General features: G+C 52.7%; 19 protein-coding genes, 1 pseudogene and 1 riboswitch. Of the genes and pseudogenes, 4 read left to right on the forward strand and 16 right to left on the reverse strand.

The features are described 5' to 3' along the window. Positions 1-14: 14 nt before the first annotated feature. The gene (locus ACM1PF_RS10590; RefSeq protein WP_416674430.1) at positions 15-227 is read left to right on the forward strand and encodes a hypothetical protein; all 213 of its coding nucleotides are present in this window, start codon (positions 15-17) and stop codon (positions 225-227) included. A 38-nt stretch (positions 228-265) separates the two neighbouring features. Continuing rightward, complete coding sequence (locus ACM1PF_RS10595; RefSeq protein WP_416674432.1) at positions 266-1150, forward strand: DUF4382 domain-containing protein; 885 nt, start codon at positions 266-268, stop codon at positions 1148-1150. Positions 1151-1288: 138 nt separating this feature from the next. Here the strand turns inward: ACM1PF_RS10595 and ACM1PF_RS10600 are convergent, their stop codons facing one another. The 7 genes from ACM1PF_RS10600 to ACM1PF_RS10630 form a co-directional block, all read right to left on the reverse strand. Next, positions 1289-2959, reverse strand: a complete 1671-nt coding sequence (locus ACM1PF_RS10600; RefSeq protein WP_416674433.1) for an FAD-binding domain-containing protein — start codon at positions 2957-2959, stop codon at positions 1289-1291. Positions 2960-3084: 125 nt separating this feature from the next. Then, positions 3085-3897, reverse strand: a complete 813-nt coding sequence (gene cysW / locus ACM1PF_RS10605; RefSeq protein ID WP_416676618.1) for a sulfate ABC transporter permease subunit CysW — start codon at positions 3895-3897, stop codon at positions 3085-3087. Between the two features lie 64 nt (positions 3898-3961). Then, positions 3962-4804, reverse strand: a complete 843-nt coding sequence (cysT, locus tag ACM1PF_RS10610; protein WP_416676619.1) for a sulfate ABC transporter permease subunit CysT — start codon at positions 4802-4804, stop codon at positions 3962-3964. A 278-nt stretch (positions 4805-5082) separates the two neighbouring features. Further along, positions 5083-6132 (reverse strand): sulfate ABC transporter substrate-binding protein, encoded by a 1050-nt coding sequence (locus ACM1PF_RS10615; RefSeq protein ID WP_416674434.1) that lies wholly within the window; start codon positions 6130-6132, stop codon positions 5083-5085. 258 nt (positions 6133-6390) lie between these two features. After that, positions 6391-7317: an alpha/beta fold hydrolase gene (locus tag ACM1PF_RS10620; RefSeq protein ID WP_416674436.1), complete on the reverse strand. Its 927-nt coding sequence runs from the start codon at positions 7315-7317 to the stop codon at positions 6391-6393. A 48-nt stretch (positions 7318-7365) separates the two neighbouring features. After that, on the reverse strand, positions 7366-8985 hold the full coding sequence (locus ACM1PF_RS10625) for a sensor histidine kinase (protein WP_416676620.1): 1620 nt from the start codon (positions 8983-8985) through the stop codon (positions 7366-7368). After that, positions 8886-9848, reverse strand: coding sequence for an MASE1 domain-containing protein (locus tag ACM1PF_RS10630; RefSeq protein ID WP_416674437.1), 963 nt, complete (start codon positions 9846-9848; stop codon positions 8886-8888). Before ACM1PF_RS10630 ends, ACM1PF_RS10625 begins: the two co-directional genes overlap by 100 nt. 299 nt (positions 9849-10147) lie before the next feature. Between ACM1PF_RS10630 and ACM1PF_RS10635 the strand changes: the two are divergent. After that, positions 10148-11766, forward strand: a pseudogene (locus tag ACM1PF_RS10635) (bifunctional pantoate--beta-alanine ligase/(d)CMP kinase). Between the two features lie 332 nt (positions 11767-12098). Further along, on the forward strand, positions 12099-12845 hold the full coding sequence (locus tag ACM1PF_RS10640; RefSeq protein WP_416674438.1) for a GDSL-type esterase/lipase family protein: 747 nt from the start codon (positions 12099-12101) through the stop codon (positions 12843-12845). Positions 12846-13077: 232 nt separating this feature from the next. On the opposite strand, the gene ACM1PF_RS10645 is transcribed toward ACM1PF_RS10640, so the two are convergent. From ACM1PF_RS10645 to ACM1PF_RS10685, 9 genes are all read right to left on the reverse strand, one after another. Then, positions 13078-14034, reverse strand: coding sequence for an SPFH domain-containing protein (locus ACM1PF_RS10645; RefSeq protein WP_416674439.1), 957 nt, complete (start codon positions 14032-14034; stop codon positions 13078-13080). Positions 14035-14210: 176 nt separating this feature from the next. Next, positions 14211-15146 carry an ornithine carbamoyltransferase gene (gene argF, locus ACM1PF_RS10650; protein WP_416674440.1) on the reverse strand — a complete coding sequence of 312 codons (936 nt, stop codon included), beginning with the start codon at positions 15144-15146 and terminating at the stop codon, positions 14211-14213. Positions 15147-15278: 132 nt separating this feature from the next. Then, positions 15279-15971 carry a hypothetical protein gene (locus ACM1PF_RS10655; RefSeq protein WP_416674441.1) on the reverse strand — a complete coding sequence of 231 codons (693 nt, stop codon included), beginning with the start codon at positions 15969-15971 and terminating at the stop codon, positions 15279-15281. A 12-nt stretch (positions 15972-15983) separates the two neighbouring features. Then, complete coding sequence (leuS, locus tag ACM1PF_RS10660) at positions 15984-18584, reverse strand: leucine--tRNA ligase (protein ID WP_416674442.1); 2601 nt, start codon at positions 18582-18584, stop codon at positions 15984-15986. Between the two features lie 357 nt (positions 18585-18941). Further along, positions 18942-19523 (reverse strand): Uma2 family endonuclease, encoded by a 582-nt coding sequence (locus ACM1PF_RS10665; RefSeq protein ID WP_416674443.1) that lies wholly within the window; start codon positions 19521-19523, stop codon positions 18942-18944. 96 nt (positions 19524-19619) lie between these two features. Then, entirely contained in the window at positions 19620-20819 is a 1200-nt protein-coding gene (locus tag ACM1PF_RS10670) for a sodium:solute symporter family transporter (protein ID WP_416674444.1), read from the reverse strand. Then, positions 20819-21121, reverse strand: a complete 303-nt coding sequence (locus ACM1PF_RS10675; protein ID WP_416674445.1) for a hypothetical protein — start codon at positions 21119-21121, stop codon at positions 20819-20821. The genes ACM1PF_RS10670 and ACM1PF_RS10675 overlap by 1 nt, the downstream gene beginning before the upstream one ends. A 64-nt stretch (positions 21122-21185) precedes the next feature. Then, positions 21186-21285, reverse strand: a riboswitch (TPP riboswitch). A gap of 104 nt (positions 21286-21389) precedes the next feature. Next, entirely contained in the window at positions 21390-21977 is a 588-nt protein-coding gene (locus ACM1PF_RS10680) for a Uma2 family endonuclease (protein WP_416674446.1), read from the reverse strand. A 159-nt stretch (positions 21978-22136) separates the two neighbouring features. Further along, the gene (locus tag ACM1PF_RS10685) at positions 22137-22739 is read right to left on the reverse strand and encodes a Uma2 family endonuclease (RefSeq protein WP_416674447.1); all 603 of its coding nucleotides are present in this window, start codon (positions 22737-22739) and stop codon (positions 22137-22139) included. Positions 22740-22990: the final 251 nt, after the last annotated feature.

Below are 22990 nucleotides of genomic sequence, written 5' to 3' on the forward strand. Positions count from 1 at the left end.
GTAGCGTAGGCATCTTGCCTGCCAGTCAAAGGATTGCCCAACCCAGAACCTTTGTACGGCAAGAACCCTTGCGGGGCACAGAACTTTTGCACAACATAGAACCCTTGCCAGATATTGAACCCTCGATCGCCCTATCCCCCCCAAGAGCATTGAATCTCTGGGAGAAACGCGGTTTACTAACCTATGGCTTTAACCTCCCAGGTGAAACGGAACCCAGTAAAAGTTAGGGTTTGGGAGCCTTGTTGTCGTTTTAAAGTTAAGACGAATGAAAAAGCAAATTTTTCAAGCAAGTTTGGCCATTGCCATGCCTGCTCTACTCATCGGCTGTGGCCCCACTCAGGACACTGCAACAACGGATACGACGGAGCCGGATGTTGCCCAGACTGAAGTAACAGAAACCGCAGAAACAGCTGACACTGGTGATTTACAAGCCTACGCCAACGGAGAAGAACGGCCTCAGGTCGGCTTTACCTCAGCCGATGGATGGGATCTCACCTTTGACCATATTTACGTTCATCTTTCGGACATAAGTGCCTATCAGATGGATCCGCCCTACGACTACACCTCGCAGGAAGCAATCCAGGATGCCGAAGTAGAGGTCAGTTGGGAACCTACCACCGTTGATCTGGTAACGGGGGATGAGGATGATCCAACGGTGCGGGTCGGTGAGGTAAGTAACGCCCAACCCGGGCACTACAACGCAATTTCCTGGCGGATGGCTCCGGCTCCCGATGGCCCTGCTGAAGGCTATTCCATGGTGATTATCGGCACGGGGGAACGAGATGGGGAAACCGTTGATTTTGTCTTGAACATCGATCGAGAATTTGCCTACTCCTGCGGTGATTTTGTTGGGGATGAGCGCAAGGGCTTTCTGGAAGCAGGCGAAACGGCTGATGTGGAAGCGACCTTTCACTTTGATCATCTCTTTGGGGAAGGCTCTCGATCGCCCGATGATGCACTGAACGTTTCAGCCTTTGGGTTTGAACCCCTGGCCGCTCTGGCAACCGATGGTCGGATTGAAGCCGATCTAGATACCCTGCAAGCGGCTCTCCCGGTTGAGGATTTTGCCCGACTGGAATCTTCGCTCGTCGAGTTGGGTCATGCGGGGGAAGGTCACTGCTACGAAGCCATTTCTGGACAGACCAGCTAACTGCAACCTGGCGTTAGGGTTGTACTCTATTGGATTCCTGAGGATTGTGAATTCATAACCTGTCAATCATTCTGCTTTGTGGACTGGGCGGGCAAGATGCCCACCCCACAAGAATTTCAGATGGTTCAATTGGCATTCCTAAGGGTTCAGCAGATCCAACTGGATAAAAGGCGACTCGGATTTCTGCCGCTTAGAGGAGCGGGAACGGGTAGATTTCTGGGTATTCCCCTTGCGAGGGGGGATATTCACATGGGCCACAAACCACGATCGCAGGTTTTTGGCTGGTTCACCCTCCAGTCCATCCAGATCCAGCGGAGGCGGAAACAAATCAGGCTGCGAAACCGTTGCCCAGCCGACTTCGCTCTGAAAGCGATCGGCCCCAAAAGGGGTTAACTCATCGGGAATTCGGGCTAAATAGGGCAGAATGTTTTCCTGGTGGAGGAATGGCTGACGCTGGTGCTCTAATTGCTGAACGCGACGCTGGCGGGCGGTGCGGTAGGTCAGAATGGGGGAAGAATAGTCCTTCAGGGGTGGGGGAGAACCCAGTTGTTCGGGCGGTAAATGGGCAACTTCGGGAACCCATTGTTTGATGAATAAACCATCGGGATCACAGCGATCGACTGCGACCTGCTCCGGGTTGTAAATCCGCGTCCAGGTTTTATCCACACAATGGGTGACTCCCGCCTGCATGGCCCACTGGTAGTGATCGATCGGACAATCGCCATCAATCAGGTGACGCATGAAGTGCAACGCCCCGTACCGCCAGTCCATGCCGAGTAAATTGCTGAGAAAGCTCGCATAGAGAGCCCGAGTCCGAAAGTTAAGCTGCTTCCAGCCGCCAGTTGCTTGCAAGCATCGGGCCGCTGCATCCACGATCGGAAATCCGGTTTGCCCGGTCTGCCAGGCTTGATAAAGCGCTTCATCAAAGTCCCAGCCCTCTTCATCAAACACTGAGTACAGCGATCGTAATTCTAGCTGCGGCAGGTAACGAAACCGTTGAGCAAAACCACTGCCCCAGCGCAACCGGGAAATTAACTGTTTTCGACTGAGTTCTGCTTTGGCGGTGGGTAATTCTTGATTCTGAGCGATGTGAACGCATTCTCGCACGGAAATCGCGCCGAACTTAATGTAGGGACTTAGCCCAGTGGTGGCCTCCGCGATCGGATAGGACAGTTGCCAGTAGTAGCGATCGACTTTTTCAGTCAGAAACTCCGCCAAACACTGCCGCGCTGCCTCTGCACCCCCCGTTGGAATGGCCTTGCGATCGGCGATTAAACCCAGTTCAGTCAGCGTCGGCAATAGTTGACTGGGCAGGTCGGGCGGAACATGGATTTGCTGGGGAGAGGGAATCAACGGGGACTGCATTTCGTTGAACCAAAAGCTGCGGTAGTCGGGATAGGGCAAAAGCTCCCCTGTCCCTGCCGTCGGTTCAAACCAGCGAATTTTTATCTGCCGTTCTGCTAAAGCTCGATTTAACCGCGCATCCCGGACTCGTCCATAAATCCGCTCATAGTCGAGATAGGCATAAATCCCCTCGGCTTCGGTTTCCTGCACCAACTCCGGCAACACCTCCACCGGATCGCCCGATCGCAAAATCAGCCGTCCACCCCGCGACTGCAACGCCCGATCGAGGGCTGCCAGACAGTCCAGCATGAAGGCAACTCGCGCCGAAGCCGTCTCTGGATGATGCAGCAGGGCCCGATCGAAGATAAATACCGGAATCACCGCTCCCCGCAGGGCAGCCCGATACAGCGGTGCGTGATCCGTAATCCGCAAATCTCGACGAAACCAGACGACGGTGCGATTCATCAATGGGGGCGATCGAGGCAGTCCATGAGAGGGTCATGAACTAATGTAACGCTTTTGGCATTGGGATGGAGAAGGCGGGTCTGTGGGGTGGGCATCCTGCCTGCTGATTCCATCCAAAACGATCGCTACTTGCTGTCTTTCTTGCTGTCTTTCTTGATGCCCGTTTTTCGTTCCAAAACTTCCTTCAATACCAGGGTAATGACGGCTAAACAAGCCAGCAAAACAGCAGCCGTATAGGCAGACTGAGTATGGTACTGCTTATAGGCTTCCTCGACAAATAGCGGGAGCGTTTGAGTTCTCCCCGCAATACTGCCTGACACCACCATCACCGCTCCAAACTCACCCATCGCCCGCGCATTGGTCAGAATCACCCCATAGAGCAAGCCCCAGCGAATGGTGGGTAACGTTACCTGCCAGAAAGTTTGCCAGTCGTTTGCTCCGAGCGTTTTAGCCGCTTCCTCCTGCTCCGGCCCCATTTCCTCTAATACCGGAATCACTTCCCTGGCAACAAAGGGCAGAGACACAAAGGCCGTCGCCAGCACCATCCCCGGTAACGCAAAAATCACCCGAATATCCATCGCCTGAAGCAACGGCCCAAACCAGCCATTGCGACCATAGAGCAAGACCAGCATCAGTCCAGCCACCACGGGCGAAACGGAGAAGGGGAGGTCAATCAGGCTAAGCAGCAACGTCCGACCCGGAAATTTGTGACGCGCGATCGCCCAGGCAGCACAGAGTCCAAATACGGTGTTAATCGGGACGGTGATTGCAGCCAGGATTAAAGTGAGCCGCACCGCCTGAAGAAACGTTCGATCGGTAAAGGTGCTGAGAAATCCGCCTAACCCACCCTGAAACGCCTGCACAAACACATTGACTGCCGGAATCAGCAGTACCAAACTCATGTACAGCACCGTAAACCCGATCAGAACCGACTTCATCCAGGGACGGGCTTTCACTTTCTTCAGCCGTCCTGCGGGTGTAGAGGCTGGAATTGGAGGAGTGCTAAGAGCCATATCGTCGTCCCCACGCTTGCAGTAAATTAATCGCCAACAACATCAACAACGACACCAGGAGCATGACCGAACCAATCACCGTTGCCCCAGCGTAGTCATATTGCTCCAACCGCTGAAACACCAGTACCGGAGCAATCAAGTCTCGAAAGGGAATATTAGAAGCCACAATCACGATCGAGCCATACTCCCCCACTGCCCGCGCAAACCCCAGTGCCACCCCAGTCAGAACCGCAGGCAGCAACGGCGGCAGCACCACCCGCCAGAAGGTTTGAAACTGGGATGCACCCAACGACCAGGCCGCTTCCTCCACATCCACTTCCGTTTCCTGCAACACGGGCTGCACCGTCCGCACCACAAACGGCAGGGAAATAAACAACATCGCCACAAACACCCCCAACCGCGTGAAGGCAATTCTCACCCCAAACGGGGCAAACAACGAACCAATCCAGCCCGTTTCACTGTACACCGTGGCGATCGTCAAACCCGCAACAGCCGTTGGCAGGGCAAAGGGCAGATCCAAAATCGCATCCAGAAACCGCTTCAAGGGAAAGTCGTAGCGAACCAGCACCCAGGCAATGATCATCCCAGCCACCCCATTCATCCCCGCTGCCAAAGTCGCCGTTACAAACGTTACATTGTAGGCAGAAAGGGCGATCGGGCTAGTGGCAATACTCCAGATCTCCGTTGCACTGAGCTGACTGGCTCGCAGGGCCAGGGCAATAATCGGCAAAAACAGCATCACCGTTAAGTAAATCCAGGTGACCCGCCAGGGCCAGGAGGGCAATTTGAATTTAGACGATCGGGTTTGACGAACGGGTTGGGTTGGAGTCATGGGCAGTAGGGAATGGGGAATGGGTAGGGGCGCATTGCTATGCGCCCGAAGAATGGGTAGGGACAAATAGCCATGCGCCCGAAGGAATGGGAAAGAGACAAATCGCCATGCGCCCGAAGAATGGGGCAGAGACAAATCGCCATGCGCCCGAAGGAATGGGGCAGGGACAAATCGCCATTCATTCATCGAGATTTGCATCTCTTGGGGGGTGGGCATCTTGCCCGCCCAATCATATCCCTGAGAAATAGAATCCAAAATCCAAAATCTAAAATCCCAAATCACGATCGCCCTATTTCTGCCTGAATCTGATCAAAAATACCTTGATCGGCAAAGAATTTCGCCTGTGCTGCATTCCATCCGCCCAGATCCTCGATCGTGAACAGGCGATCGACTTTGGGGTACTGATCGGCGAATTCCTGTTCCACCTGCGGATCAACCGAACGAAAACCGGCACTGGCAAATTCCCGTTGGGCTTCGGGGGTGAACAGGTATTGTAAGAAAGCTTCTGCTACTTCACGGGTGCCGTGGCGATCGACGTTGGCATCCACGACAGCAGCGGGACAGTCGATGGAAATATTGACATCCGTAGGAACGATAAACTCTAAATCAATGCCATTTCGGCGAGCCAGAATCATCTCATTTTCGTAGTTGATCAACACATTGCCCTGACCCTGAGTGAAGAAAGCATCACTGGATTCGCGGGCATCCCGGGTGAGGGCCGGGGCATGGCGAAAGACTTCCTTGGTGAAATCCAATGCCTGCTCCTCAGTTCCTCCAGTCTCAGTAATGGCACCCCACAGTGCCAGGAAATTCCACCTCGCTCCGCCGGAAGTTTTAGGATTTGCCGTGACGATTTGCACATCTTCCCGCGTCAAATCGGCCCAACTCGTAACGGGTTGCGCCATGTTTTCACGGGTCACCAAGGCCACCACCGATCGCTGGGCAACGGAATTGTAGGGGGCTTCCTGCTGCCATCCGGGTTCAATCAAACCAGTCTCCTCAATCCGCTGCACATCCAGCTCCAACGCCAGGGAGACAATATCTGCCGGTAAGCCATCCACCACAGCACGAGACTGCGACCCCGAAGCCCCATAGCTGTAGTTAAAAAATACATCCTGGTTATGCTCCGCCTTCCACTTAGCGGCAAACTGGGGAATGATGTTTTCGTAAGCCGATCGCGTCACCGCATAGGACACCAGGGTTAGCTCCACACTGCGCGGCCCATCTCCTGCTTCCGGCGCACTACAGGCGGCGATCGACCAACACATTCCCAATCCCAATAGAAAAAGGGCGATCGACCGTTGGAGCGATCGTTTGAACACACCCATTCCTTTCAGTAAATTAACCCTTTGCCAACCCATTTTGCCAACCCATACACCAACTCGTTCGACCTACGCCCACATCAACGCCCCGGACTGAATAGGCAAAACGCCTGTTCACCAGTATCCAGCAACCCCACTGGTAGGGTGGGCACTGCCCACCGTTCAGGAAGATGGGACTTCACCATTTCTCTGATCCAGCCTACCTTATGAATTGCGCAAAAGTACAATAACCCCATCAAAAAACCGGGCTTTGCAGAAGATTGCCTAAACCCGATCGCCCACCAGGGATTGTTGGCGAATAAAGCTCAGAATGTAATCTGCGGTTGTCTGAGGTTTCTCTAAGTGGGGCACATGGCCACAGTTCTCAATCCAGATCAGCTCACTCTGGGGAATGGCCTGTTGGAATTTCTCGGCATCGGCGGTGCCTAAAATTCGATCGTTTTGCCCCCAGAGAATCAGGGTTGGGGACTGAAGATGGGCCAGTTTGTCTCGAAACGAGGTATAGCCCCCACTGCGGGTAAAGTTAATCAGTGCTTGCTGCCAGCCCGGTTGCTCCAGGTGAAGGGCCGCACAGTACTGAGCATCCAGGGAGGCCAAGCTGGGATCATGGTAGGCCTTGAGGCTAATGCTTTGACGCACTTTGGGATTGCGCAAAAAGGCCGTGGCCAGGTAGCCCAGGGGCGGAATCAGAAATTTACCCACAGACGGCCCGACGGTAAATCCAGCACTGTCGATTAAAATCAATTGACTGACCGCTTCCGGATAGGTCAGGGCAAAATCGATCGCCGCCGCTCCCCCCATCGATGCTCCCACCAGCACCACAGGTTGTCCGATCAGATGTTCCCAGGTGGCGTAAAGATGGGTTTTGATAGCTGCTGGATCGAGGAGAAGTTGGGGCACTCGTTCGGTGAAGCCAAATCCCAGCAGGTCGATCGCCCAGGTTTCTGTGTGGTCAGCCAGGAGAGGCATAAGCCGTCGAAATTCCAGCATGGAACTGTCGAAGCCGTGGAGGAACAGAATGGGAAGATTCTGGCTCTGATTTTGAAGCTGAGCCGATCCCTGCCGCACAAAGGCCGTGGCGATCGGGTCTGGACTGAGGGAAGTCGAAATCGCTTGCTGCTGAATGGCTTGCACCAGGGCAATGGAGGTGGGTTCAGTCAGGCGATCGGTGGAAAGGGAGAAACGGGTCATAGGTCAATGATGAGGATGCGAGGCTGCGAACTACCACAAAGCAACCTATCACAAAGCGGGGGATGCCAACGGTAGGGTAAACCAGAATTGTGAACCCATGCCGAGCGTACTGTCTACGCCAATCTCACCTCCATGAGCCGCGACAATTTGCTGGCAAAGATATAACCCCAAACTTAATCCAGTCAATTGCCGTTCTTCCGTCGTCCCCATCCGCAATTCAAACAGCCGATCGCACTGGCTGGGACTGATTCCTTTCCCATCATCTTCCACGATGCACCGCAGGCTGTCTCCTTCTATCACTGCCTTTAACGTAACCGTAACTCCCGGCGGATTATGCTTCACGGCATTCACCAGCAGGTGGCGGAAAACCCGTTCCAGTTGCGGGCGATCGCCAGATACCGGGGGTAACGCTTCAGGGAGTTTGTTCACAAAATGGGCTTCATTTAGCTCAAACAGCGGTTTGAGATCAGTGGCAATACTTTCGACAAAGGGCAGCAGATCCAGTTTGCTGGCTTCAACCGTGATCCCTTCCGTTTTATTTTTGTAGGCTTCCAGCAGGGAGTTGAGCTTACAGAGTTGAATTTCTCCAGATTGGGTCATGCGTTCCAGCAAACCGCGCGACATGGCAATGCTGTCACCGGGCTGATTTTGCAGGTTTTTCAGCACCATCAAACTCCCCATGACGGTAGTGCGCAGGTCATGGGCAATGGCATGGATCAACACATCCCGCAGGCGGTTTAACTCCTGCAATTCCGCCATATTTTCTTGCAGTTGCAGGGTTCTTTCAGTGACCTGATTTTCTAAATTGGCATTGAGATTCTGGACTCGCTTATAGAGTTGCCCCTGCTGAATGGCGATCGTCACCTGAGTTCCCAACTGTTCCAATAGCTCCACTTCCAGGGGTTGCCATTGGCGCGTCATGGTACATTGATTCACCACCAGCACACCAAACAGGTGAGGATTTCCCCCGTCAGAATGGACTTCGGGATTCTGCTCCATCAGGCGGTTGAGAGCCGGACAATCGCTAGTGTTCAGAACAATGGGAACGGCAATGCCAGCTTTTACTTGAAAACGATCGTGGTATTGCTTCAGGAAGGGAGAAATAGCGGATTGAGCCGTATCAGTTGCTACGCAGATTGCGTCTTGGGTGAACATTGCCTGCAATTCTTGATAAGCCTGAGTATCCGTCGTCCAGCCGATCGTGGAAGCCCAGCCCGGCACAATCGACTCTGCCACCACGCTACCCTGCCCCTCTCGATCAAAGCAGCTAAAGAAAACGCGATCGGCATGGAGAAATTGCCGCACTTCTTCCACCGTCGTCTGCAAAATGTCTTCCAGATCGAGCGACTGTCGGATCCGCATGGCCATTTCACTTAGCAAATGGTTGCGGGCTGCGGTCAGACGCAATTGGGCTTCGACGGACTGTCGAGTCGCCATGACGGCCGCCAGAATGAGAGCGGTAATCGTAATCACCCCAATGAACGCCTGCAACAGCAACACAACCTGGCTTGAATCAACTGCTTTCGCCACAAAGGGGCCACGCTCCAGAATCGTGCCGCTGATGGCAATCACGGAAAGAATAAAGCTGCTGAGAATGGTTCGGACTTGCCCAAACCGCAGAGCCGCCCAAATAATGAACGGAATCGGCAAATACTCCAGGGGATACATGGCGATCGCCTGCCAGGCTGGGAATGGAACACAATCCAGCTCACGGCGATGAAGGAAGAGAGCCAGATCCATTTTTCTAACGCAGACGGGCGATCGGTTCCTGTGATGAAACCACTGCAATAATCTGCACTCAGACCCGATGCGTACCCTGATTTAACCCATCGAGAATCCAAACCTGCAAACTTAAATTGATATTGATTCGCCCAATGCTGAAGTGCCAGCAGCGAGGGTGTCAGGATCAAAATGCCCATACCGTCCCCCAACCATATCGTCCACCAGTTCTGAATACTCTGCATCCAGCTCAGGTTCGCTACCCAGGAATACGTCGCTGTCCCGATCGTGGCATTGATCATCGGCGTGACAAAAACTGCCAGACCCACAAAACCCAGGACATCCCGCAACCGATCCATTGATAAACAAAATCCGAATCGCTGAAGCAGCGTAACTCCAATTACAACTTGCAGTGCACTACCCAGAGTTGATCCGGCTGACAGCAGCCAGGGCACTCCCAACGCAGCGTTTAAGCTCAATACTCCCAAAGCGACTCCAATTCCTGCCCAGCGTCCCTGCCACAACAATGCAGCAAAGGCAATTCCAGCAGGTGGCCAAACCGGGGAAGCTAATGCTCCCAGTTGCAAGATGGACAGGGATGCTCTCGCGGTTAGAAAATAGGCAAGGGCAATCAAGCCATTCACAAGCAAAAATCGCCAGAGTTGAATTCGGTTCACGGTCTTTCTGGGTGCATCATTCGCAACATGGGTGGAAATGCCAAACTGCATAATATTTCCTACATCCTGCATCCTGCTGGTTTTCGGATTCGCCACAGTAAGCGTGACGGGAGTACATATGAACGGGTGAGCCATCGTTTTCAGGGCAGTAACCCGATATACCTAGGGTGGCGTATGAGCCAGTTTTCTAACGTCCTCCAGTTGGATGAACTGCGGGTGGCAAAGGGGTGAGGAGATGAGGAGGTGAGGAGAAAAGGGGTATGCGGGTATGCGGGTATGCGGGTATCCGGAAAAATAACGTACCTCGTAGGGGCACACAGCAGTGCGCCCTTACTGGACAACGGGACAACGGGACAACGGGATACCAAAGCAGGGAATTTGGGGATTTTGTACACTATCAACGGAGGCTTGTGTCAAATTTGGGGGAAGGTTCGGTGCGCCTATTTACGACGGGGGCTGGGTTGCGCTGCTATCTCAGGCTGAATCGATCGCGCCTGGAACAGTCTGATTCAGCTCAGATGGTGAGCGTGGGGTTAGTGCCAACGATGGGTTCTCTCCATGCTGGTCATTTAAGCTTGATTCATAGAGCCAGGCAAGAAAATGATTGGGTAGTGGTCAGTATTTTTGTCAATCCCTTGCAGTTTGGCCCCAATGAAGATTTTCAAAAATATCCCCGGACGTTGGCAGCCGATCGCGCCCTCTGTGAAGCCGCTCAAGTCGATGCAATTTTTGCCCCAACGACCGCCGAACTCTACGGCACCGACCTCCCTCCAGCTCCAGAAAAAATTACGCAAGTCCTGCCGCCAGCCAGTATGATGGCGGAATTGTGCGGTCGATTTCGCCCAGGACACTTTCCAGGTGTTACAACAGTGGTCATGAAATTATTCGCTGTGGTGCAGCCCGATCGCGCTTACTTTGGTCAAAAAGACGCTCAACAACTGGCAATCTTGAAGCAAATGGTAATGGATTTGAATGTACCGGTGGAAATCATTGTTTGTCCGATCGTCCGGGAGCCGGATGGGCTGGCCATGAGTTCACGCAACCAGTACCTTTCTCCCGAAGAACGATCGCAGGCAACGGTGCTATACCGCAGCCTCAAGCAAGCAGAACAAGCCTTTCAGCAGGGTGCGACTCTCCGCGAAGAGCTAATCGATGCGGTGAAATCTGAACTTTCTACTGTGCCAGCGATTCAACCTCAATACATTGAACTTGTACACCCTGAGACTATGTCCCCTTTAGAGCAGATCGAAGATACCGGACTCCTGGCTGTTGCCGCACATATTGGTTCCACGCGACTCATTGACAACATCCTGCTGAACGCCCGTAAACCAATCCTGGCGATCGATGGCCCGCCGGAGCAGGTAAATCCACTGTGGCTCGGCGAGTGGCCCAGGCATTGGGTTTGCTGTACCTGGATACGGGAGCGATGTATCGGGCAGTCACCTGGCTTGTCCTGGAATCGGGAATTTCCGTAGAGGATGAGGCAGAAATTGCAGAGTTAGTCAGCCAATGCGAGATTATCCTGGCTTCAGATATTGGAACTTCTGATCCCGGAGAACGGCCCCAGAACCCACTCCCCACTCCCCATGTCCGGATCAATGGACACGAAGTGACTCAGGCGATCCGCAGCCATGCCGTTACCGCCCAGGTGTCTAAAATTGCGGCCCAGGCAACGGTTCGTAAAGAGTTGGTGAAACAACAGCAAGCTTACGGACGGAAGGGGGGCATTGTGATGGATGGGCGGGATATCGGTACCCATGTTTTTCCGGATGCGGAGGTCAAGATTTTCTTAACCGCGTCAGTGGCAGAACGGGCCAGACGACGGCAGCAGGATTTACGCAACCAAGGACAGCCTCCGATCGCCCTACCCGAGTTGGAGCGTTCGATTCAGGAGCGGGATTACCTGGACACAACTCGGCCCATCTCCCCCCTGCGGCAGGCTGAAGATGCGATCGAAATTCAAACTGATGACCTGACGATTGATGAAGTTGTCGCTAAGATTGTGCAACTTTATCAGCAGAAACTAGCAACCCTGGCAGGCGATCGGCTATAAAGTCGGAAAGGCCTTGCTTTGAGTCTGTATTCTTGCGGGGTAGTTAATTCGCATTTACAAACCTGAGATTTTTGTCTCGTTTCGTAACGATTACTAAGAATTGCAAAGCTACCCCGGAGAGTGCTACAGTCCGATTTGATGTCATCACACATCTGATCTGAACCCGTCTGACCAAATGCGTCTGATCTGAACTGAATCTGATGCAATCAGCAACCCTAACCAGGTCTGATGCTGTCAGTGAACCTGGCCGAGCGCAACTTTAATGTTGGCTGGAGCAGGTATGTTGGCTGGAACAGGTTAGATACCGATCGTCCTAGATTCTACGGATTGATATGCAAACACTGGCTACTGGCTCTGAACCGCGATTTTCCTCCGGTGAGTCCCGATCGACGGTTATACCCCCTCACCCCTTAAGGCTCCTGGCATTGGGCGACAGCCTGATTTATGGATTTGGCGATCCCGAAGGAGGTGGATGGGTAGAACGATTACGTCGTCGGTGGATGTCGCCAGAGCAGCAGGGCCACGTCTTATATAACCTGGGAGTACGGGGCGATAAGGTAGAGCAGGTTTCCCATCGTCTGGAGCATGAGTTTCGCCATCGGGGAGAGCTACGACACCGGGTTCCCGATGGCATTATTCTCTCGGTGGGTGTGAACGATTCTGCGAGGCTCAGTCGCCCTAATGGTCGCAACTTCACCGACTTTGAAGATTTTCAAACTAATCTGCAAATTCTGCTCGATCGGGCTCAGCAACTCTGTCGAGTGTTGTTTGTGGGCATGACTCCGGTTGATCCGGTTCAAATGCCCTTTTCTGGCTGTCTGTATTACAACCACGACGATCAGTACCGCTACAAAGAAGCGACCCGTTTGGCTTGCCAACAGCGACAGATTCCCTATCTGGATATTTTTGACCTGTGGCTGGCACGGGGGCAGGACTGGTGGCAACCTCGCCTTTCCTCTGATGGCTTACACCCCAATAGTGCTGGGTATGCTGCACTGTTAGAGGATGTGCTGAATTGGGACGCAGTACAGAGATGGATCGAAGGATCTGCTCTAACCACACCGTTGAATGCTGCTTAGGGGCGTTTCGCGCCCCCCCTACCGAATCTGTAAACGTCATTCTGAAGTTGATATCATCTGTGCGATCGTTCAGCCTGGTTGACTGGGCGGGCAAGACTTCGGTTTGAGCTCAGTCGAAACGCTGCCCACCCCACAAGAAGTTCATCCATAAAGGGTCAGTCTAGCCCACAAGGGGCAAGGTGCTTGCCTTACAAGGATTTAAAGATTTTGGGTTAATCATGTTCTCCAGGGTTTAGGACTGTTCGGCTTCGTCGCTGATGATCGATCGAATCCCTTCTACCGTGGCCGGAATGCTGCGGGGATCCATGAACATCACCTTACTGCTGGAGCTGGTGCCGATTGTGGTTCCCATGTCGATGTACTGCTGGGCCATGAGGAACTGAAGGGCTTCCCGGGCATTGGGGTCTTCCTTCAGGGTTTTGGCAATCACTTGCAGCGCTTCTGCGGTGGCCTGGGCCTTCAAGACCTGGGCATGGCGGGCAGCCTGGGCTCGAAGTACTATCGCTTCCTGCTCCGCCTTTGCTTGTAAAATCACTGCCTTTTGCATGGCTTCTGCCTCCAGCACCTGGGCATCGGCTTTCCCTCTGGCACTGTTCACAGCAGAATCTCGATCGCCTTCTGAGGTGAGAATCGAAGCTCGCTTCCGCCGTTCTGCGGACATTTGTAGCTCCATTGATTCCTGAACTGCTTTGGAGGGCACGATGTCCCGCAGCTCAACCCGCGTCACTTTAACGCCCCAGGGATCGGTGGAAATGTCCAGTTCCCGCAGCAAGACTTCATTAATTTCAGAGCGAGCCGTAAAGGTCTGATCCAGTTCTAGCTTGCCCATTTCAGCGCGGATCTGGGTTAGAACCAGGTTAACCATCGCCGCCTGGAGATTTTCGACTTTGTAGTAGGACTTTTCCAGGTCAACAATCCGCCAGTATACGACCGCATCAACCGAGATGGAAACATTATCACGGGTAATGCACTGCTGGGGCGGTACATCCAGCACCCGTTCCCGAATGGTGGCTTGAAAGGCAATCCGTTCGACAAAGGGGACAGTAAATCTCAGTCCAGGTTCCAGCTTGCGATTGTAGCTGCCCAACCGTTCAATCAACGCCTCATTTCCTTGATTAATGACACGAACTGAGCCAGCGAGGCCGGTTCCGCCCAGGACAAGAATCACCAGGGCATAAATAAAGTCCATATAGACCTCCAATAATTAACTTATGGCGATCGGGGGCAGCAGGGGCAGTGGATAGCAGGTTTAAGTCCATCCTAATCCAGTCCACCACAGACCTCCCATCATAAATTTAAGAAACGACTGGAGACTAGTATTCCCATAATTTGCAACAATTAGCCGATCGCCCTATTCCCCAAGCCCTATCCTCCCAGTCCTAAGACACTGGCTAACAGAGCCTTCTGAGCGTGCATTCGATTCTCCGCCTCATCCCAGATCCGGGATTGTGGCCCTTCCATAACGCTATCGGTAATTTCTTCACCCCGATGGGCCGGGAGACAGTGGAGGACGATCGCCTCTGAATCCGCTAAACCCAGGATGTGATCATTAATTTGATAGGGCTGAAATACTTTCATGCGATCGGCGGCTTCCTGCTCCTGGCCCATGCTGGCCCAAACGTCGGTATAGAGAATGTGGGCATCTTTAGCGGCGGCTTCTGGATCGGTCAAGACTTGCACCTCAGTGCAATCGCCTGCAATGGTTTTCGCTTTCGCCACAACTCCAGCATCCGGTTCATAGCCTGCCGGAGCAGCAATTCGGACATTCATTCCGGTCAGGGCACAGCCGAGCAGCAGGGAATTAGCCATATTATTACCATCGCCAATGTAGGTGAGGGTGCGTCCCTTCAGGCTGCCAAACTCTTCCTGAACGGTTTGCAGATCTGCCAAGACCTGACAGGGATGTTCCAAATCGGTGAGGGCATTGATCACAGGAATTTCAGCGTAACTGGCAAAGGTATCCAGTTCAGCCTGCTCAAAGGTGCGAATCGCCAATACATCTACGTAGCGATCGAGGACACGGGCAGTGTCGATGGTGGGTTCACCCCGTCCCACCTGAGTCACGCTCACATTCAGATCAAGCACCTGTCCACCCAGTTGGTACATCGCTACAGAGAAGCTAACGCGGGTGCGAGTTGATGCCTTGGTGAAGAGTAATCCTAATACTTTGACACTCTTACACTGGGGAGCTACCTTGCCAGCCTTCATGTCGGCCGCTAACGTCAGCAAGCCCTGAATTTCATCGGCACTTAGATCCGCCATGCTCAATAGATCTCTGCCGTTTAATGACGCTACGCTCATTCGTCTCTCAGCTTATGAATGGGTTTATGAATGGATAATGTCTTAAAACCCTAGCAGATTTCCCTGACCTGGCGTAGTGCAGTGGGTAACGAACGTTCATTTAAAGCGTTTTCTGAAATGCTTTCCTTCGCCTCAATCTGCAAATTGGAGATTTTCTAAAACAATGCTCGATCGCGGTTCAAACCCATCACCATACTCGATCGGATAATGGGTGACGACATAGAAGGTGTAATCCCCCTCTTGCCCGATATAGATCGAACCGACCGACATCTCTGAATTTTGATCCCTATGCTGGTAAATCAGCTTTTCCGTTGCCCAGGGATAGCTGACGATGTTGGTGCGATCGACCAATTCCCACTGATTGTTCACCAGTAGCCCCTGCTCACCTAATACTAAGTCCTGGATCGCTTCCAGACTCACCGAGCGATGGGGGAAGAAAACCTTGACATACGCTTCGTCATCTTTGGTTCCAGTCGGGCTGAAGTAAAATTGTGCGATCGTGGATTGATGAGATTCCGATTGAGCCACCTCTGGGGTAAATCCGGACACCGGATAGTAGGTCGTAAACGGCAGTGCATCCTGCTGAAACAGTTGCAGCTCCATCTGGGTTGCCTGTCCTTCTAGATTGACGGTGACAATTTTGCGGCTGGAGCGGGCCCTGCCGCCATGAGGACTGGAGCCATTGGACTGCCCAGGATTTGAGACGATCGGCTCGGTTGAGCTAATCGGAGGATACAATTTGCCATTCTGAAGCGACACGCAAGCCGTTGTGGCAGTCAGCATCGCGCCAAATAATAGAGCATGTCTAGTATTGCGGGATTTCATTTTACGTCTCCGCTATCCCTCAATCACAAAGTTCACCAACTTGCCGGGAACCACAATCACCTTCTTGATTGCTTTTCCAGCAATGTAACGCTGGGCCAGGTCAGATTCCCGCGCATACTGCTCTAGTTCCTGACGAGAAGACTGAGCCGGAACCTGAATTGTTCCCCGTGTCTTACCCATGATCTGAATCACCAGCGAGATCTCATCCACCACCAGGGCTTCTGGATCGGCCAGACACCAGGGCTGTTGATGCACCGAATCAGCATGACCCAAACTATGCCACAATTCCTCGGACAGGTGGGGTGCGAAGGGAGCCAATAGTTTCAGCAGGGTTTCAATGCCTTCAGCGTAGACCGGGGAATCCTTACAGGGCGCATCAGTTAGGGCATTACTCAGCTTCATCAACTCGGAAACAGCCGTGTTGAACTGGTAATCCCCTTCAATGTCCTCCGTGATTTGCTGAATCGCATCGTGAATGGCATAGCGCAATACCTTCTCTGGCTTCGACAGCTTTGCCTGAGCCACCTTCGCTTTTGCCGAAGATTGAGCCGCCTGGGAGTCAGAGAATTCCGTCACCAGCCGCCACACCCGATTCAGGAAGCGGAATTGACCTTCCACATCCGCATCATCCCATTCCAGATCCTTCTCGGGCGGAGCTTTGAACAGAATAAACATCCGAGCAGTATCAACCCCGTATTTACTAATCACTTCCTCCGGAGTTACGCCATTGCCTTTCGATTTCGACATGGTGGCATAGATCCGCTCCAGGGGTTCACCCGTTTCAGGATCGCGGGGATCGTTGGGATCGGTCACCAAATGGGAGGGAATCCACTTGTCCTTGCCCCCCTTATTGGGGTTCATGTAGGTCAAGCCCTGCACCATGCCCTGGGTCAGAAGCCGGCTGAACGGCTCATCAAAATTCAACCAGCCTCGATCGCGCAGAACTTTGACAAAGAAACGGGAGTAGAGCAGGTGCAGAATTGCGTGTTCCACGCCCCCCACATACTGATCCACCGGCATCCAATCGTTTGCCTTAGCCGGATCAAAGACCTGTTTGGGATTACGGGCATCAGTAAACCGGAGAAAATACCAGGACGAATCAATAAAGGTGTCCATCGTATCGGTTTCCCGTTTGGCAGGCGTACCGCAGGCAGGACAGTCCACATTCACCCAGGAATCCAGCTTGGCTAAGGGGGATGGGCCGCGCCCACTCAGTTCAATTTCTTCGGGCAAACATACGGGCAAATCGGATTCTGGCACCGGCACAATCCCGCAGTTCGGACAATGGATCACGGGAATTGGCACCCCCCAGTACCGCTGCCGGGAAATTAACCAATCCCGCAACCGGTAATTCACCATGCGCTTGCCGTGGCCCTGCGCCTCCAGCCAGTCGATCGCCGCTGCCACACTTTGTCCAGTTCCCTTTCCGGCTGCGATCCCATCCAACGGCCCCGAATTCACCATCACGCCATCATTGGGGAAGGCTTCCGTCATGGTGTCCCCATCCAGGGTTTGATCGGCCGGTTGCACCACCACCTGGATCGGCAAATCAAATGTCCTGGCAAATTCAAAGTCCCGCTGATCGTGGGCTGGAACCGCCATAATTGCGCCTGTGCCGTAGCCCATCAGCACGTAATCCGCAATCCAGATCGGAATCTTGGCATCGTTCACTGGATTAATTGCATAGCTGCCCGTCCAAACTCCGGTTTTTTCCCGATCCTCGGCGGTGCGATCGATTTCACTTTTCTCGGATGCGGCGGCTTGATAGTCCTTAACTTTTTTAGATTGCTGTTTCGTGGTCAATTTTTCCACCAGGGGATGCTCCGGCGACAGCACCATGAAGGTAGCTCCCCACAGCGTATCTGGGCGCGTCGTAAAGACCATAATCTCATCGCCCGTTTCCGTTTTGAAGACCACTTCCGCCCCGGTGGACTTGCCGATCCAGTTTTCCTGCATCACCTTGACGCGCTCTGGCCAGCCGTCCAATTGATTCAGGTCATTCAGCAACTGTTCAGCATAGTCGGTAATCTTCAGGAACCATTGCCGCAGCAAGCGTCGTTCCACCTTAGCGCCCGATCGCCACGATCGCCCTTCACTGTCCACCTGCTCATTGGCCAGTACGGTTTGATCGATCGGATCCCAATTCACCGCCGCTTCCCGCTGATAGGCCAAACCCGCCTTAAAGAACTCCAGGAAAATCCACTGCGTCCAGTGATAGTAATCCGGTGAGCAGGTGGCCACTTCCCGCTCCCAGTCGTAGGACAACCCCAACCGCTTCAGTTGTCCCCGCATCTGATCAATATTCTGGTACGTCCACTTGGCTGGATGAACCCCGCGATCGATCGCTGCATTTTCCGCAGGCAAGCCAAAGGCATCCCAGCCCATCGGGTGCAGCACGCGAAACCCCTGCATCCGCCGCACTCTGGCGATCACATCTGTAATGGTGTAATTCCGCACGTGCCCCATGTGGAGACTCCCGGACGGATAGGGAAACATCGACAGGGCATAGAACTTAGGTTTACTGGTATCGTCTGGAGTCAGGTCAACGCCTTGCTCCACCCAGGTTTGCTGCCACTTTTCCTCAATTTCTGCGGGGTTATAACGGGACTCCACCAACGGAACTCCTGTAGCTGATAACAGAGATGACTACACCATTCTAAAGGATGAAGGATGGAAAGAGAGGAGTAAGGAGTGAGGAGTAGGGAGTAGCGCAGGCATCGTTCGACTGAGCTCACGCCGAAGTCTTGTCTGCCAGTCAGATTAAGGGAGTGGGGAGTGGGGAGTGGGGAGTAGCGCAGGCATCCTGCCTGCCAGGGAAGGAAAGCGCAGGCATCCTGGTTTGAAAATGGTGGAGAAATGTGTAACCGGAGAATGATGCTGCGTTGACTGGGCGTGCAAGATGCCCACCCCACAAGAGTTCTAGCTTAGTCCCACAAGAGTTCCAGATTAGTGCCTCCGATGGGATGGTACTCAGGTTCCCCTTGCTGCAAAAATTTGGGTTGCGGTTAGATCCACCTGCCCCAACATCGGAGAGTCGATCGGCTCATTTCCCTGCACCCTGCTTAATTCCCTGTATACCCCTGCCTGCCACTGCAACACCAGCACCGTTTCCGCCTGCGGGTCAACAATCCAATATTCTGGAATTCCCCGATCCTGATACTGAAGCCGTTTGGCAATATAATCTCGTTCTCGCTGAATCTCTCCTGGACTCACCACCTCCACCACCAGCAACGGCGGAGCCATAGACAACCGCACCGTATTGCGCTGCCGTAACTGCTCCACCTGCTCCTGCGATCGCAAAATCGTTAAATCAGGATAGCGATTCTTCGGTTCTCCCCGCACCTCAAGCTCTAACCCGTGTCCCCTCACGCGCAAGTGTCCCAGCATCAGCGCAAAATGGACAAACAGAAAACCCGCAATGCTGGCATTTTCCCCCGACTCTGGCGGCACTTCCACCAACTCCCCATTAAACAATTCATACAGCCGATCTGTCCCATCCTCATAGGACAGGTATTCCTCAAAGCTTTGAAATTGCTGTTTTGCCTGAGTCATAGAATTTCAACTGCTGTATTTCTGATTTTAGTGGTCTTTTGGCATGAATCAGGTTTTAACTTCAGTACTCATCATTCAGCAATGCTCGTTATTCTTCTACCTTCCGCCCTCCGCCTTCACCCTTGCGCCTTCATCCGTATAGGCATGAATCTGGGTGCGGAGTTGGTTGAAGTCAAAGAGTTTGATCTGGTCAGTGTTGGCTGCATAGAAATTCCAGCCAAAGACGATCGCCATTGAAACCAGCAGGGGAACGGTAAAGCTCACCAGTAAGTCTCCCCCCAGGGGAATGGGGAACCAGGGGCTAAAGTCGGGTCTGGGGAAGAATAGAGCCCCAGCAGCAATGCCGACCGCCGCACTCCAGAAGGCAACCGTTCCCGTAAGCCGACGGGAATAGAGTCCGTACAGGATGGGAAAAATGGCTCCGGCACAAACCAGATCCGCCAGCAGGAAGAGGTAGAGAACGTTGTAGCCCTGGGCAGCAATCAGGACGGAAATGGAACCAATCACCACCGCCAGAATCCGCGAGAGTCGTAGAATTCCGTTCGATCGCATTTGGGGAAACAGGCGGATCAAATCCAGGGTGAAAACGCTGGTAATGCCGTTGAGGAGCGTATCCAGACTGCTCATCACCAGAGCCAACGCCAGGATCAGTACAGTGACAATAAACCAGGTGGGCAGGTTTAATTGTTGAATTAAAGAAAAGAAAGCGCGATCGTCATTAAAGCCGAAATTCATGGCGAGAATTCCCAGGAATCCGGCAATAAATAGCATCGGCAGGATTGCCAGAAAGGAGAACAAAAACGATCGTTTGACAATGCGATCGGTGCGGCAGGCATAAATCCGTTGCCAGTTGCCCTGATTAAACATTTCAGCAGCTAAGACCGCAATCACCAGAGTTGCGCCAAACTTGATGCCAGGAACATTGCTAAAAGAGAGGAGTTCAGGGGCAGACTGCTGAAGCGGTTGTAGGGCAGTGCTGAATCCACCTAAACCGATTACCGCCACAATTAAGCAGAGCAAGAGTAATGGCACAATCACGACAAACTGAATCGCATCGGTAAAGATCGTGGTGCCCAAGCCGCCGTAGGTAGTGTACACAAAAACAGCCGCAATCACGACCAGAGCTGTCCATCCCAGGGGAACATCAGCCATAATCTGCACTGCTTTAGAAATGGCAGTCAGTTCAGCCGCCAAATAGATAAACATATAGAACACCACAATGCCAAGGGTCAGCATATACATGGCATTACCAAACCGATATAAAACGTACTCATTCAGCGAATGACCATTGGGCATTAGTTGACGAATTCTGGTGCCACACCAGCAAATACGGCCGCTGGGGTTGCCTGTCCAATGCAATAGCCAATGATGCCGACTAATCCACTGGTGGCCCCCACTTCCGGGGGACTAAACAAAATCCATGCGCCCATCGCTGAAGCGACGATCGTAGCAAAGGCCATCCAGGAGCCGAACTGATTGCGGCTCACCATATAGTCTTCCAAATTAGTTGTGTGTTTACTGGCGTGTAATAATCCCAGCAACGCAAATACGCCTGCCGTGACCAGCGTCACCAACAGGGCGATCGCCCCAATTGACATGATGAATCTCCTCCACTCGATGGGTGTCGTTTGGCTAGAGTGCGGATGGCTCGATCTCGAATCAGTTCTCGAATCAACGCTTCCCTGCGCTGGTATTACCCAGTCTCAGGTTCCGAGGGTGTAATCTCAGCCTGGAATTTGCTCAGGCACCCCTAGCTTGAAGCTGATCATACCACTGGCCCTTCCACAAACATCAAGATAGTGGCTTCCTTTAAAGGGAGCATCAAAGGAATCATCCCAATCAAGGACTCAAACCTGGAGAGTGACCCTACAGCCTGCCTGCCAGAACTTGAGCGGCTGTGAGGTTGAGATCTGGGAAGGTGGGGGATTGGATCAAGTCATCGCCTCGAAATTCTGTGGAATCATAAAACCGATGTTCCAGCATGCAGAGCGTAATTTTTGCTTCCAGAGGATCAACGATCCAATATTCGGAGATTTCTAGCAGCCCGTATTCAGAGCGTTTTGAGCGATAATCATCGGTTTTACTGGAGGGACTAACCACTTCAACCACCAAAATCGGTGGCGGCTCATTGAAATTAATGATGGCTTCTCGATCGCTCATCGCTTCCCATTGAGCAGCGGATAAAACAGCGACATCGGGAATGCGGGAAGTATCCCAACTGCGACCACGCGGAGAACGAATACCAACGAGCATTTGCTTGGAAGTCCAGGGGAGTGCTTGATGTCTAATCTGGTCACGAAACTGATCATTAAGAAATTCGGCAATGCTACCATGCCTGCCAGTTCCCAAACCCATCGGCACCAGTTCTCCATCTACTAATTCGTAACGGGTATCTGTACCATCATCGTAGGCAAGATACTCTTCAAACATAAGTTTTTGAGTGGCGATCGTCATAGCATTGGCTCCTGAACGGGTAGCGACTGGCGTTAGCGGTTTGGGTTAGGAAATAATTTAATAACCTGAAATTCTTGTGGGGTGGGCACCTTGCCCGCCCAGTCAGTCAGGTAGAGCATTGTGCAGGTTATGGAATCCATCATCCTTAGCGACTTATGTCTATGTTAAAGACTGCAGCCGATCGCGGAACTCCATCACTGCATCAAACTGGTCGGCAGGTTTGACATAGCGGGTCAACAGCGAAAAATCTAAATTGGGCAGCAGTTCGCTGCTGGCAATCACTTCATAACCCGTTGAGCGCAAATGATAAATCTGAAACTGTCCATTCTGCCACTGCCAGACTTCCGTAACGCCCAAGCCCTGGTAAATATCGAGCTTGTTCACTAATCCACTGCTGAGGACAATTTCGATCGCAATGTCGGGAAATTCCTTCTTCTGTCCCAGACAGTAGCATTCATCCGGTTCCAGTCCCCGCTGCTTCATCGCTCTACGAAAAGTCGCAGAACCAATACCGTGAAATCGAGTGCGGGTTTCCTGAAAGTAAGCCTCCACGAGCATTCTAATTATCGTTTTCAGTTCCTCATGTTCCGGAGAGGTGGTCATAATCTCTAGCGTGCCTTCCAGGTAGCTGAGCCGCAGATTGGGAAAGTCATCACCGAGGGTTGCCAGCATCGTTTCATACTGCTGCCAACTGACTCCCTCCAGAACCAGACGCTGTTCGGCACTCGGAATTGCTAACTGAGTCAATATTGGAGAACTCATAGGTAGTTTGTTCCTCGCAAACCCATTTCTCTTGCCTGAGAGTTGAACTTGCTGATCTGACCACTGTACCCTGGTTGACGAACAAAACTTCTCAGTCAAGACCCTGAAAGCCCTCACCCTAGCCCTCTCCCGAGGGGAGAGGGAACTAGAAAAGTAAATCGCTCCCCTCTCCCAAAGGGCGAGGGGTTGGGGGTGAGGGTACACAACTTTTGTTAGTCAATCATGTCAGTCAATCAGCCACCTCACCAGGC

Origin of the sequence: Egbenema bharatensis FJBBOT/2019, from assembly GCF_048077055.1 — a bacterium.
Taxonomy (GTDB): Bacteria; Cyanobacteriota; Cyanobacteriia; order Elainellales; family Elainellaceae; genus Egbenema; species Egbenema bharatensis.

What these genes read in the sequence shown, in the direction of transcription:
- ACM1PF_RS10600 (WP_416674433.1), bottom strand. Translation starts at nt 2,959, where the DNA reads ATGAATCGCACCGTCGTCTGGTTTCGTCGAGATTTGCGGATTACGGAT.
- ACM1PF_RS10615 (WP_416674434.1), bottom strand. Translation starts at nt 6,132, where the DNA reads ATGGGTGTGTTCAAACGATCGCTCCAACGGTCGATCGCCCTTTTTCTA.
- cysW (WP_416676618.1), bottom strand. Translation starts at nt 3,897, where the DNA reads ATGAAGTCGGTTCTGATCGGGTTTACGGTGCTGTACATGAGTTTGGTA.
- ACM1PF_RS10640 (WP_416674438.1), top strand. Translation starts at nt 12,099, where the DNA reads ATGCAAACACTGGCTACTGGCTCTGAACCGCGATTTTCCTCCGGTGAG.
- ACM1PF_RS10630 (WP_416674437.1), bottom strand. Translation starts at nt 9,848, where the DNA reads ATGGCTCACCCGTTCATATGTACTCCCGTCACGCTTACTGTGGCGAAT.
- ACM1PF_RS10685 (WP_416674447.1), bottom strand. Translation starts at nt 22,739, where the DNA reads ATGAGTTCTCCAATATTGACTCAGTTAGCAATTCCGAGTGCCGAACAG.
- ACM1PF_RS10670 (WP_416674444.1), bottom strand. Translation starts at nt 20,819, where the DNA reads ATGCCCAATGGTCATTCGCTGAATGAGTACGTTTTATATCGGTTTGGT.
- ACM1PF_RS10595 (WP_416674432.1), top strand. Translation starts at nt 266, where the DNA reads ATGAAAAAGCAAATTTTTCAAGCAAGTTTGGCCATTGCCATGCCTGCT.
- ACM1PF_RS10645 (WP_416674439.1), bottom strand. Translation starts at nt 14,034, where the DNA reads ATGGACTTTATTTATGCCCTGGTGATTCTTGTCCTGGGCGGAACCGGC.
- argF (WP_416674440.1), bottom strand. Translation starts at nt 15,146, where the DNA reads ATGAGCGTAGCGTCATTAAACGGCAGAGATCTATTGAGCATGGCGGAT.
- cysT (WP_416676619.1), bottom strand. Translation starts at nt 4,804, where the DNA reads ATGACTCCAACCCAACCCGTTCGTCAAACCCGATCGTCTAAATTCAAA.
- ACM1PF_RS10680 (WP_416674446.1), bottom strand. Translation starts at nt 21,977, where the DNA reads ATGACGATCGCCACTCAAAAACTTATGTTTGAAGAGTATCTTGCCTAC.
- ACM1PF_RS10655 (WP_416674441.1), bottom strand. Translation starts at nt 15,971, where the DNA reads ATGAAATCCCGCAATACTAGACATGCTCTATTATTTGGCGCGATGCTG.
- ACM1PF_RS10620 (WP_416674436.1), bottom strand. Translation starts at nt 7,317, where the DNA reads ATGACCCGTTTCTCCCTTTCCACCGATCGCCTGACTGAACCCACCTCC.
- ACM1PF_RS10625 (WP_416676620.1), bottom strand. Translation starts at nt 8,985, where the DNA reads ATGTATCCCCTGGAGTATTTGCCGATTCCGTTCATTATTTGGGCGGCT.
- ACM1PF_RS10675 (WP_416674445.1), bottom strand. Translation starts at nt 21,121, where the DNA reads ATGTCAATTGGGGCGATCGCCCTGTTGGTGACGCTGGTCACGGCAGGC.
- ACM1PF_RS10665 (WP_416674443.1), bottom strand. Translation starts at nt 19,523, where the DNA reads ATGACTCAGGCAAAACAGCAATTTCAAAGCTTTGAGGAATACCTGTCC.